Origin of the sequence: Enterococcus sp. AZ140 (assembly GCF_051714405.1) — a bacterium.
GTDB lineage: Bacteria > Bacillota > Bacilli > Lactobacillales > Enterococcaceae > Enterococcus_B > Enterococcus_B pernyi.
In genome coordinates, this window is the sequence record NZ_JBIORU010000001.1 from 1,882,118 (window position 1) to 1,895,172 (window position 13,055).

10 protein-coding genes are annotated in these 13,055 nt (G+C 39.9%); 2 read left to right on the plus strand and 8 right to left on the minus strand.

Annotated elements, in window-relative coordinates:
- Nucleotides 1-67 precede the first annotated feature (67 nt).
- Nucleotides 68-1,024: an iron-hydroxamate ABC transporter substrate-binding protein gene (locus IGJ39_RS08645; protein ID WP_104776573.1), complete on the plus strand. Its 957-nt coding sequence runs from the start codon at nucleotides 68-70 to the stop codon at nucleotides 1,022-1,024.
- Between the two features lie 153 nt (nucleotides 1,025-1,177).
- On the opposite strand, the gene IGJ39_RS08650 is transcribed toward IGJ39_RS08645, so the two are convergent.
- From IGJ39_RS08650 to rpmG, 7 genes are all read right to left on the minus strand, one after another.
- A complete protein-coding gene (locus tag IGJ39_RS08650; protein ID WP_438764494.1) occupies nucleotides 1,178-1,861 on the minus strand; it encodes a response regulator transcription factor in 684 nt (227 codons plus the stop codon).
- Nucleotides 1,839-4,463 carry a DUF4118 domain-containing protein gene (locus IGJ39_RS08655; RefSeq protein WP_438764496.1) on the minus strand — a complete coding sequence of 875 codons (2,625 nt, stop codon included), beginning with the start codon at nucleotides 4,461-4,463 and terminating at the stop codon, nucleotides 1,839-1,841. The genes IGJ39_RS08650 and IGJ39_RS08655 overlap by 23 nt, the downstream gene beginning before the upstream one ends.
- Before the next feature lie 27 nt (nucleotides 4,464-4,490).
- The gene (locus IGJ39_RS08660; RefSeq protein WP_438764497.1) at nucleotides 4,491-5,012 is read right to left on the minus strand and encodes a potassium-transporting ATPase subunit C; all 522 of its coding nucleotides are present in this window, start codon (nucleotides 5,010-5,012) and stop codon (nucleotides 4,491-4,493) included.
- Nucleotides 5,013-5,046: 34 nt separating this feature from the next.
- Nucleotides 5,047-7,077, minus strand: a complete 2,031-nt coding sequence (gene kdpB / locus IGJ39_RS08665; protein WP_019723986.1) for a potassium-transporting ATPase subunit KdpB — start codon at nucleotides 7,075-7,077, stop codon at nucleotides 5,047-5,049.
- A 15-nt stretch (nucleotides 7,078-7,092) separates the two neighbouring features.
- The gene (kdpA, locus tag IGJ39_RS08670; RefSeq protein WP_195476315.1) at nucleotides 7,093-8,769 is read right to left on the minus strand and encodes a potassium-transporting ATPase subunit KdpA; all 1,677 of its coding nucleotides are present in this window, start codon (nucleotides 8,767-8,769) and stop codon (nucleotides 7,093-7,095) included.
- A 315-nt stretch (nucleotides 8,770-9,084) separates the two neighbouring features.
- Nucleotides 9,085-9,576, minus strand: a complete 492-nt coding sequence (locus IGJ39_RS08675; protein WP_010735128.1) for a dihydrofolate reductase — start codon at nucleotides 9,574-9,576, stop codon at nucleotides 9,085-9,087.
- An 82-nt stretch (nucleotides 9,577-9,658) separates the two neighbouring features.
- The gene (gene rpmG / locus IGJ39_RS08680) at nucleotides 9,659-9,823 is read right to left on the minus strand and encodes a 50S ribosomal protein L33 (RefSeq protein WP_373865805.1); all 165 of its coding nucleotides are present in this window, start codon (nucleotides 9,821-9,823) and stop codon (nucleotides 9,659-9,661) included.
- A gap of 217 nt (nucleotides 9,824-10,040) precedes the next feature.
- Between rpmG and IGJ39_RS08685 the strand changes: the two genes are divergently transcribed.
- The gene (locus IGJ39_RS08685; protein WP_019724148.1) at nucleotides 10,041-10,487 is read left to right on the plus strand and encodes a DUF2188 domain-containing protein; all 447 of its coding nucleotides are present in this window, start codon (nucleotides 10,041-10,043) and stop codon (nucleotides 10,485-10,487) included.
- A gap of 127 nt (nucleotides 10,488-10,614) precedes the next feature.
- Here IGJ39_RS08685 and asnB read toward each other — a convergent pair whose 3' ends face one another.
- Nucleotides 10,615-12,510, minus strand: coding sequence for an asparagine synthase (glutamine-hydrolyzing) (asnB, locus tag IGJ39_RS08690; RefSeq protein WP_019724147.1), 1,896 nt, complete (start codon nucleotides 12,508-12,510; stop codon nucleotides 10,615-10,617).
- Between the last annotated feature and the right edge of the window lie 545 nt (nucleotides 12,511-13,055).

The following is a 13,055-nucleotide window of genomic DNA, read 5'->3' on the forward strand; positions in this document are numbered from 1 at the left end:
ACAGCGCCCTTTTCTTGGGGAATAATAGCAATTGAGAAACATTCTCAATTACGTTTGGAGGAAAGACATGAGACTTAAAAATAAACTATTCACAATCTCTAGTGCATTACTTTTGGTGGGATTACTGAGTGCTTGCTCGCCAGGCTCATCTACAACCGAAGAGACAACCGCCTCATCGACTACTGCCGATAATGGTACGCATACCTTGACAGATACATTAGGACATTCAGTTGAAATACCTAACCAACCGAAGCGGATCATCGGCAGTTATTTAGAGGATTATCTTGTTGCGTTAGGTGAAACCCCGGTTGCTCAATGGACAGTCGGCAGTGGTTCGATCCAAGATTATTTACAAGATGATCTGAAAGATGTCCCAACTATCTCCTATGATCTACCCTATGAAAATGTGTTAAGTTTTGAACCTGATTTATTATTGATTTCTTCTTCAGCCACTGTTGAAGGCGGCAAATACGAGCAATATAGTAAAATTGCTCCAACCTATGTTGTTAAAAATGGTACCGATGTCACATGGGAAGAACAGTTGCAAGACATTGGCAAAGTATTGAATAAAGAGGACAAAGCAGAGGAAATCATTCAAGATTATCAAGATTACGCGAAAGAAACACGAGAAGAATTGAGTGATCAGATCGATGGGAAAACAGCGGCCGTCTTATGGGTCACGAACAACTCTGCCTTTATGGTCAGCCAGAATCGTTCAAGTGGTCGCATCGTTTATGAAGATCTACAATTCGGTGTCCCACCTTTAGTGGAAGAAGTATCAAAAGAAGCAACCTCTGATTGGTCTGCTGTTTCATCAGAAAAATTAGCTGAATTAGATGCAGACTATATCATCTTAGTCAATAGTGATGAACAAGCAGCGATGTTCAACGAACCCACTTGGCAAAATCTGAAAGCAGTCAAAGCGGGTCAAGTGTTCGAATTTGGTCCAACTTCTAGCTGGTTATATAATGGACCAATCGCTAGTCGTCAAATGATCGATGATATCAAAGGCGAGCTAAAGTAAAAACGTGAAAACCACAATTTGGCTTGCGCTGTAAATAAAAGAAGTGTTCCATGTGCTAGCTGGTAAACAGCACATCGAAAAACGACAATCACCAAGAGGTAAAATTCTTCGGTGATTGTCGTTTTTTTCGATATTCAATTTGTTTGTCGCTTACTAAGAATTTCGGTAATCACGTAATCGATAGCCCACCCCGATCTCAGTGATCAAGTATTCTGGACTAATGGTATTTTTCTCGATTTTTTTCCGAATGTTTGACATATTCACACGCAACACTTGGGAATCTGTTCCATAAGGTCCCCAAACTTCTGATGTTAATACACGATACGTGACGACTTTTCCGAGATGTTGGAATAACACGAGTAAGATACGATATTCATTCTTAGTGAGATGGATCGGTTCTCCTGCTTTGGTCAACAGCTGACTTTCTGTGTCCAATGATAATTCCCCGTTCGTGATAACTGAAGGTAATTCTTCTTGTTTACGATGACGAAAAGCAGTTCTGATCCTAGCAAGTAATTCATTCATCCCAAAAGGCTTAGTGACGTAATCATCAGCACCGAGATCGAGGGCTTTGACTTTTTCATGCTCGTTGTTTCGCGCTGAGATCACGATCAACGGTGTAGCCAGTCGTTTACGAATGATTTTCAATAATTCAATGCCATCAATATCTGGCAAACCTAAATCAAGTAAAAGTAAGTCAAATGAATTTTCTTGGAACACATTCAAAGCTTCCATGCCTGTTGTAGCAATCGTAACGTGATAGTGTTCTTTTGCCAACACGACTTCCATAAAATCAGTGATCGTTGGGTCATCTTCAATCAATAGTACTTTCCTCATGTAACGTCACCTCCTCACTCTTATTCAAATAGATGCGAACCACTGTTTTTCCTTCTGATACAGCCATCTCTAATTTCCCATTATGGGCATGGACGATGGTTTTGACAATACTTAAGCCAATGCCAAGACCATTTTTTGAATCGATTGGTACTTCTTCTTCATTGGATAGATTCATCTGGATTTTTTCATATTGCTTCAATGAGATTTCACCATCATTCTTCACTTCACAAATGACCTGTGGTCCCTCTTGAAACACGCTGACTTCTACTTGCCCTTGTGTCGATCCATGACGAAACGCATTTTCCACCAGATTGAACATCGCTTGCTCAATCAAGATAGGGTCAACTTCGACAAATAAAACCGCTGTCGGTAAATGAACCAATAATTCCTTGTCAGGATAAACTTTTGTGACATGTTCATAGACTGCTTCGATGATTTCCTCAATCGGTTCTGTTGTTTTTTTCACTTGCATCGTGTCCATATTGATCCGTGTGATCGACAACAGATTCTCCACCATGCGAATCAGCCATTGGGATTCTGTCTGGATATCGGTCAGCAATTTTTGGCGCGTTGCTTGTTTCAGCTCTTCATCTGTTTGCAAGAGTGTTTCTGCAATCCCAGAAATCGCAGTCAATGGCGTACGCAAATCATGGGAGACCGCACGTAATAAATTACTGCGAACTTTTTCACGTTCATTTTCTAACTCAATTTGTTCTTTTTCATTCTTAAGCTCTGTTTGCTCTAAGATAACAGCAAGCTGAGTCAACACTAATCGTAAATAGTTCAATTGGCTATCCTCTATTGGAAGCCCGCGGCTGCGACGAATCCCTAAAACAGCTAACGTCTTACCATTTGCGACAATCGGTAAATAAAAACCTTTTGCGCCACTTAATGTATCCGTTCCATAACCTGAGTCTTTTTGATTTTTAGCCGTCCAATAAGCTACTGCTGCTTCTTCTGGATGATCGAGTAAAAATGGGGCGTCTTTTGGTGTATATTGGCTTAGCTTGATGGCATGTTTATCAAAGAAAATCACTTCCCGATCCAATAGTCTACCTAAATAAGTGGCAGATAATTCAACGATTTGTTGCTGGTCTTCTGCTAAAACAAACTGCTTGTTCAGTTCATACAGAATTTCCATCTGTTGTTCTTTTTCTCTGGCATGGACAGCCTGTTTTTTCAGACGAACCATCAAATTACTGATCATCAGTGCAACGATCAGCATGATGACTAAAGTAATCGGATAACCTTGTTTATATACGGTCAAGGAATACAGCGGCTCGACAAAAAACCAGTTGAAAGCTAAGACACTTAAAATAGAAGATAATGCGCTCCAAAAATAGCCAGAGGTCAAACGGGCAACAAGTAAGATAAAGAAAATGTACACCAACATCAAGTTTTGTTCTCCAAAGTGAAGATACTGCATCACTTCAGTCAAGAGCGTTGCTACGAACACACAGATCAATGAAATCGCAAAATCTTTTCCTCCCCCTTCCACTAATTTCTTGGAATGGGAAAGGATGGTTGAACGTTTTTCTTTATAAGGAATCAAGTGAAGTTCAGTTTCTGGCAATCGTTTGAGCAGTCGTACATCCAGCTCTTCTGAAAACAATCGCTCCGTCCACGGTTTCGCCAAATTTTTACCGATGATCAAATCGGTTGCGCCGACCAGTTTAGCATATTCGACGATCGTTTCAAATGAATGATCCTCCTCGATCACCACGACTTCTGCGCCAAGTTTCTCCGCTAAGTCATTCGTCCCTTGTAAACGATCATCGGAACGAATGTATAGCACGATCCATTCTGCCCCCAAGCCTTGAGCTAACCGAGCAGTCCACCGAATACTTTTCTCAGCCATTTTAGGGAAAGCATCTTGAACGATCGTGATCAATTTACTTTGGACACCATTTGTTTTACCGATCACACGATTGATATGATCCGAAGCCCGTTGGATCGCTAGACCTCGTAACTGTTCCAATTTTTTAGGAATAAAGAAGTGCTGCAAGGCGCGTTTTGCATTTTCATCCGCATAGATTTTCCCTTGCGCTAAACGATCGATCAATTCATCTGGTTCCACATCGATCACCTTCAATGTCGCCTGTTGGAAAAACGTATCCGGAACCGTTTCTTTTACTTCGATCCCAGTCACTTCTTCAACGATATCATTCAAGCTTTCAATATGTTGGACGTTGATCGTCGTATGGACATTGATTCCTGCATTCAATAATTCTTCGATGTCTTGATATCGCTTGCGATTTCTTGATCCTGGCGCATTACTATGGGCTAATTCATCGATCAAAACGATCTCTGGCTGACGTTTGATAATAGCATCGATATTAGGTTCACTCAAAGTCAGCCCCTTATACGTCACTTCTTTTAAAGGAATCTGTGGTAATCCTTCTAATAATTGGTTCGTATCCGGGCGATCATGAGGTTCGATGTAGCCGACCACAATGTCTTTACCTAGTACGCTCAGCTCTTGTGCTTCCGCCAGCATTGCATACGTCTTGCCGACTCCCGCCGCGAAACCAAAATACACCCGTAGACGACCTCGGCTTTTTTCACGCTGGTGTAACATTTCTGAAACATCCTGTCTTTCCATTTTTGTTTCTCCTAACCCCTCTGCCGCCTACATGTTATCAAGTGACAGATTCAATTCAAGCACGTTGACAAACATTCGATCTGAAAACCAATCTTTTTGTGCTTTTTCCTGTATTATAGCACGAATCTTGGTAACGTCTTCTCCCCGCTCTTTAGCGATACGGGACACTTGACTTTCTGCAGATGCCACACTGATATGCGGATCAACACCGCTTGCAGAGTTTGTGACTAGATCGATTGGGATCTCCATAATTTGATCGTTTTGTTGCGCCAATTTCGTTTTATCTTCTACTAATTTCTTTTGCTCCGATGAGGTTGGTGAAAGTTGGGTCACGTCTTGCCCTCTTCCATTAAAATAAGCTTCCTGTTGAAAGGATTGTCCAATCAACGAAGAGCCGACCACCTTCCCTGAAACCACTTCCTGACTACCATTGGCTTGATGGGCAAAGAAAAGTTGACCGATACCAGTAACAGCGACGGTGTATAGCCCACCGAGGAGTAGGATGCTGAGGAATAAAAAACTAAGCTGTGCTCTAAGGATCTTTTTCATAGGTGAATTCCTTCTTTCTGCAAAATGTCTTTTTTTATATTAAGAAAAAGCTCAAAACGAGATCGATCAGTTTGATGAATATGAATGGGGCAATTAAACCACCTAATCCATAGACCAATAGATTATGACGCAAAATCTGACTGGCAGGTTTTTCTGTATACTTGACTCCTTTTAACGCTAAAGGAATCAATGCGACAATAATCACTGCATTATAGATAACAGCCGATAAAATCGCCGTAAGAGGACTACCTAGTGCCATGATATTCAATTGGGCCAATTCGGGATAGATCCCATAAAACAAGACTGGGATCACAGCAAAATATTTTGCGACGTCATTTGCAATACTAAACGTGGTCAAAGCACCTCTAGTCATCAATAATTGTTTACCGATACGTACGACCTTCAATAGCTTCGTTGGACTAGAATCTAAATCGATCATATTGCCCGCTTCTTTTGCTGCTTGTGTCCCTGTATTCATCGCCACTGCCACATCCGCTTGCGCTAATGCTGGCGCATCATTCGTTCCATCACCTGTCATTGCTACAAGATGTCCTTTTTCTTGATAGTCACGAATAAGATCCATTTTATTTTCAGGTGTTGCTTCTGCGAGAAAGTCGTCGACCCCCGCCTCAGCCGCAATCGCCGCTGCTGTCAAAGGATTATCTCCTGTGATCATGATAGTTTTGATCCCCATTTTACGCATATCTGCGAAGTTTTCCTGTACACCATTTTTTACAATATCTTTGAGATAAATGACCCCCATCACTTGATCATTTTTTACAACTACCAAAGGAGTTCCGCCAGCTTGGGCAACTTTTGCAACGATGTGATCACATTCTTCTGGATATTGTCCACCACGTGCCTGCACATATTTCTTGATCGTATCTGCGGCACCTTTACGGATCTGATCGCCACGATAATCCATGCCGCTCATGCGGGTTTGCGCACTAAAATCAATGAACTTCACTTCAGATTTTTCAAAAATACGTTCCCGCAAAGCAAATTTTTCTTTAGCTAAAATGACAATACTGCGGCCTTCTGCCGTCTCATCTGCCAAAGATGAAAGTTGTGCTGCATCAGCTAATTGTTGTTCTGTGACACCATTGACCGGTAAAAACTCACTTGCCCGACGATTTCCTAAAGTAATCGTTCCTGTTTTATCTAACAGTAATACATCAACATCTCCCGCTGCTTCGATGGCACGACCACTCATTGCAATCACGTTTTCTTTCGTTAACCGACTCATTCCAGCAATTCCGATCGATGAAATCAATGCACCGATCGTCGTTGGCGCTAAACATACGAATAAAGCAATGACAACGATCGTCGCAATCGGCGTCCCTTTACCTGACAGCTGACTACTGAATTCGGTAAAAGGAACTAAACTAACAGAGACCGCTAAAAAGATGATCGTTAAAGTGATCAAAAAGATTTGTAACCCGATCTCATTCGGGGTTTTCTTTCGTTGTGTCCCTTCCACCATTGAAATCATTTGATCTAAAAAGGAGTGTCCATTTTCGGATGTCACACGGATCACCAAGTAATCAGAAACCACCGTCGTCCCACCAGTAACGGCACTTCGATCGCCCCCTGATTCACGGATCACTGGCGCTGATTCCCCTGTAATGGCACTTTCGTCCACTGAAGCAGCTCCTTCGATTACATCACCATCCGCCGGAATTTGTTGACCCGATACTACGTAAATCAGATCCCCCTTTTTGAGATCAGAAGATTTGATCTCAATAAATTCTTGGTTTTCAATGTCTTCTAAGCGATTGATCTTATAAGTGACTACTTCTTTTTTTGCTTGCTTCAAGCTATTTGCCTGCGCTTTTCCGCGACCTTCTGCCACTGCTTCGGCAAAATTTGCAAACAACAAAGTGATCCATAACAAAGAGGTGATCGTTATAGTAAACCATAAAGGCACGGTTGTTTGTTCAAAACAAAGGATCGTCGCTAAGATCGCTCCGATGTAGACCATGAACATCACTGGGTTTTTGATTTGTTGTCTTGGGTCTAATTTGACAAAGGCTTCTTTGATTGCCCATACATAAATAGTTTTCATTTGATTTTACTCCTTCTAACTTAAGGTAAAATGATCAGCGATCGGACCTAATGCCAACGCTGGTAAAAAGCTCAATGCTCCGACAACAAGGATAACGATCATCAACATGGAGATGAATGTGCCATTCGTTGTTGAAAGTGTTCCATCATTGATCGCGATGGTTTTCTTCCTTCCCATGTTTTCAGCCAAGAACAAAATAGCAACGATCGGAATGTAGCGAGAGCACAACATCAAGACACTTCCTAAAAGATTTAGAAACGGTGTATCTGCCGTCAACCCACCAAATGCACTCCCGTTATTATTTGCTAAAGAAGTCACATTATATAGCAACTCACTAAATCCATGGGGACCTTTATTGGTCAACCAAGTTAAAACATCAGGATGCAGTGAAACTGCCATCGTACCAAACAACGTCAATAATACTGGCGTCAAAATCACTAAACTAGCCATCTTGATATCGAAAGCTTCGATTTTCTTGCCTAAATATTCTGGCGTACGACCGACAAGTAGCCCAGCGATAAAAACCGTCAGTAGTAGAAATGCCAACATGCCATATAATCCACTACCCACACCTCCAAAGATGATCTCCCCTAATTGCATCAAGAAAAGCGGAATACCACCACCGAGAGGCGTAAAACTGTCCAACATTGCATTGACTGATCCATTCGATGCCGCTGTTGTGCTAACAGCCCATAAGCTTGACCAACCCACACCAAAACGTACTTCTTTTCCTTCCATATTCAGTGAACCCAGTACATCCGTAAAAGCGGGCCCATGATATTCACTAATTGCTACACCTACAAAAGCTGCAAAAAGAAAAACAAACGAAACGATCAAAATCGTTCGACCTTGTTTCCATTCTTTGACCCAATAGCCGAAAGCAAAAATCAATGCAGTAGGTATCAACAAGATGGCGAGATTCTCGATGAAATTAGAAAAGATCGTCGGATTCTCAAATGGATGCGCGGAATTTGCACCAAAAAATCCACCACCATTGGTTCCTAATTGCTTGATGGCTACTTGACTGGCCACAGGTCCTAGATACAACCATAAAGATTCTCCAGATAGACCAGTGTATGACATCCCATGACTAAACGTTTGAACCACGCCTTGGGAAATCAGAAGTACAGCAGTAATTAATGAAAGTGGTAAAAAAATGTAAAGCAAACTACGTACTAGATCTTGCCAAAAATTGCCCAGTTGGCTTGATTTCCTTTGGATGATGCCGCGGATCAATGCACAAAGAACCGCTAAACCAACCGCTGCTGACAGGAAATTTTGCACAGTCAAACCAAACATTTGCGTCGTATTCGACAGTGTCACTTCTCCTGCGTAAGCTTGCCAGTTGGTATTTGTCACAAAACTAACAGCTGTATTCACGGCTAAATCAAATGACAGATTTTCTACGCCGTTATTACCAGGAAGCCAACCTTGGACCATCAATAATCCGGTTAAAAATAGCAAAGAACAGATTCCAACACCCAACACATGCGCTAAATAGCGCTTCGCCGTCATTTTCTTTTGACTCTCAGGACCAATCAATTGATAAAAAAAGCGTTCGATTGGTTGGATGAAACGTACATATTTTGGTGTTTCCCCTGTCATGATCAACTTGATGTACCACCCAAGAGGTGCGGCTAAAACGAGTAGAATAAAAAAGAAAAACAACCCTTGAAATACTGCACTCATCATTGCTCTTCCCCCTTAAATAAAAACCAGAATAGATAAGCTAACAAAATAATACTGATACAACCTAAAAATAAGATCATTTTCTTCCTCTCCTTTGTTTTCATCATAGACAAAGGACTATAAAGATAGTGTTAATATTCAAGAAATTTCTTTATATGTTCTTTATACAACACAAAAAAACAGCTAAATCTTAAGGAGCAACGCTCGCTTGACTTAGCTGTTTCTCTATAAAAAAGACAAAAAAAAGATGCTCCCATGATCTTGAACATCTCCCTTTATTTCTTTCAATCCTCCATTTTATGCATCAATGATCAGAGCTTACTTTCTTACCCATTTTTGGAAGCGATGGGCATAATGGTTTTCTTGATCCGTGATACCGATATGTTCTTCTGCTAGTTCAAAATCACTAAAGTCGATTTCTCCAATATACGTATCTCCTTCAAACTCACCATCGATCAGTGTTCGCCAAATGATCCCAGTCTGGGGCAATAGTTCTTGAAAGATCCGACTTCCACCAGAAACATAAATATCTTCTGAAACAGTCTCCGCAAAAGCCAATAATTCATCGATTGAATGCATGACTTCTGCATTTTCTTTGACCTCAAAATCTTCTTGGGTAGTCAACACGATGATGTGGCGATAAGGAAGAGATAGATCGCCCATGCCTTCATATGTTTTACGCCCCATCACTAATAAACGATCCACCGTATGTTCTCTGAAAAAACGCATATCATTTGGCAAACGCCAAGGCAATAACCCATCTTTACCGATCAATCCATTCTTGTCTTGGGCCCACATGGAAATAAACATTTTGACTCGCTCCTTTCATCTACTACTTGATTATACTAAAAATAAAAAAGCTTGGGTACAGACCCAAACTTTTTTAGACATATTATTTTGTTTCGCGGTGCAAAGTAACTTTACGTTCGCGTGGGCAATATTTTTGCTTTTCCAAACGATCAGGATTGTTACGTTTGTTTTTGTTAGTTAGGTAGTTACGTTCTTTACAAGAAGTACACTCTAAAGTAATGTTTACGCGCATGATTTTCCCTCCCATTTATACTAGAATCCTCTAAGATGACTCTCAGACTTGATTATCTTACCATGATTTTTATCAGATTGCTAGCCTTTTTCACGATTTTGTTAAGTAGTTCTACTTGACGAGAAAAAAATAAGCACAGCAAAAATTGAAACAGATGATTTTTCTTTTTACCAAGTTGAGATTACACTTGTTATAGTAGTAAAATCAATTATTCTTTTAGGAGGAGTTAACTATGCCTTGGAATATGAAAGATTTTCCACCAGCCATGAAGAACTTGGAAGAATTGACGAAAAAGAAAGCAATCGATATCGGCAATGCGCTTTTAGATGAAGGCTATCCTGATGATCGTGCAATCCCGATTGCGATCAGTCAAGCGAAAGAATGGGTTGAAAGTGCAGATGAGAAAGAGAAGAAAGCTTTCTCAAAAGAGAAAAATCCACAAAAAAATGACAAGCATGATAGCAATCCACGAGCGGCGAAATTATTAGATGCTACAGTCGAAGTAAAGTTTGAAGAGGAGCACTGGATCGTTCGCTCAAAAGGAGCTGAAAAAGCAAGCAATCACTTCGACCATAAGGAAGAAGCCGTTGAAAAAGGCAAAGAAGTAGCTCGTAATAAAGAGACTTCCTTAATGATCTACAAAAAAGATGGTACATTCGAGCGAGAAGTGCATTATTGATTGTTCCTCATCGCTTGTTTGGATTAAAAAAGCAAGCAATGTCAATTTACGACAAAAAACGAAGAGTCTATCCATTATGGATCGGCACTCTTCGTTTTTTTATTCATTAGAAAAAATATTTTACCTTCTAAACTGTTACATATTGGATCGGTTCAGCTTGAGGAATCGTTTCATCCACAAAATAAACTTTGTACCACGTCAAGAAACTGAAAATCGTCCAAATCTTACGTTGTTCTTCACTTCTACCTTCATGATGGTCATCAAGTAATTGGATGATTTTCGCTTGATCAAAGAACTCTTTCGCAAAATCAGCTGTAAATAATTCTTTTACTTGGCGGTAGCCATGTTCTTCTTTAAGCCAAGCTTTGATCGGTACAGGGAACCCAAGTTTTACACGATTTGACCATTCCTCAGGCAGATGCTTATTCGCAGCTTGTCTAAAGACATCTTTCGTATTGTTTTGATTCAATAAATACTTGCTTGGGATCTGTTGTGCTAATTTCATCACTTCGATATCTAGTAATGGTACTCGCACTTCCAGTGAACTTGCCATTGAAAGTTTATCGGCTTTCAATAAAATATCTTTTGGCATCCATTGGTGTAAGTCAACATATTGCATCTTGTTGATCTCGTCTTGGATTCCTTCCGTTTTCGCATAATGTTCTGCCATGATTTCTTTGACTGTTGGGGCTTGTTGAAACTCTGGAGTCAACAGGTTGGCTGCTTCGTTTTCTTCAAAGATCCGTGCATGCCCGATAAAATATTCTTTGGCAGGCGCTAATGATTCATATAAATGGATCCTACCATGGAAATTACGCATCTTACCGATTTTTCTTCCTAAGTTATAGCGCGTTCCTTTAGGTAATTTTTTCAATCCTTGGGCAATCACTCGGATAAATTTTGAATTCGTGTGGAAGCCATACGATTGATAGCCAGCAAATAATTCATCTGCCCCTTCACCAGATTGAACGACTCGTACACTTTGTGCCGCAAGATTTGCTAAGAAATATAACGGTACACAAGATGGATTAGAATCCGGTTCATCTAAATGGTATTGGATCAAAGGGAAAGCCTTAAAGGACATGTCTCCATCAATGACAGCTGCGGTGTTATCCAAGTCAAGCATTTCTGTTAATTTACGCGCCTCGATTGCTTCATTATAGGTTTTATCATCAAAGCCTATTGAGAATGAATGGTCTGGTTTCAAAACAGAAGTCACATAACTTGAATCGACCCCACTTGATAAGAACGAGCCAACTTCCACATCACTGATCGTGTGTGCTTCGATCGATGCTTTCACAGTTTCATCAATTTGATCGATCCATTCTTGACGGCTTTGTGTGCCCTTTTCTTCAAAGTTCGCATCCCAATACTGTTGGATATCCATTTTGCCATCTTTGTAAGTGAAATAATGACCTTCTGGCAAACGATAGACACCTTTAAAGAAAGTTTCACCATTCAAAGGAGAATATTGGAACGTCATATATGGTTTCAATGCTTCCCGATTTAATTCTTTATTGAAATCTGGATGTGGTAAGAAGCTCTTGATTTCAGAACCAAACATCAATGTTCCGTTCATTTCAGCATAATAATATGGTTTGATCCCAAAATGGTCTCTTGCACCAAATAATTCTTTTTTCTCATTATCCCAAATCGCAAAAGCAAACATTCCACGTACTTTTTGCAATAACTCAGTGCCCCATTCTTCATAGCCATGCAGTAAAACTTCTGTATCTGCATGGGTTTTGAAAATGTGACCCGCGTCGATCAATTCTTTTCTAAGTGGTTGATAGTTGTAGATTTCTCCATTAAAAATAATGATCTTTGTTTGATCTTCATTGTAAATGGGCTGTGTGCCCCCTTCTAAGTCAATAATACTTAGACGTCTAAAACCCAAAGCCACATCACGATCAATGTATTCACCTGAACTATTCGGTCCGCGGTGAATGATGCGATCCATCATGTCATTGATGATTGCTTTTTTATTATCTTTGTCATTAACAAATCCTACGATTCCGCACATTTATTTCACATCCTACTAAAATTACTATTCCATTATTATGTCCACATGAATCTTATCACAGGAAGGCATCCAGAATGAATGATTTTCACTCTTACAATTTCGTCACATGAAAACAAATAAAAATGAAAAATCTCTATCTTTAAAAAAAGTAGACTCAACAATTAATTTAACATGTTTTATCCTAGGAAGCTACTGGATTCTCCTATAGTTTACAAATATTTCATGTTATTCATAAATAGGGAGATTTTTGTAGACGTATATCTTCAAAATAACAAGCGATTTCATTTTTTATTTCAATCTAAAATCTTCTTTACTTGCGCTTTGATAGGATACCTTTTATCCATCACTGTCTTTTACGTCGGCATGTAAGAAAATCATCATGCGAAAAAAAAGTCAGTTATTCTGTTTGGTAGAAACGAGAACTACTCGGCACAATATTAAAAAAACTTTTTATTTGCCTCTTATTACATTTGAAAATAACTGAGTAACTCTTTGTACTACCTGCTTCACTTTATATAATAGGTAAATTTCAAGTAATAAAAATC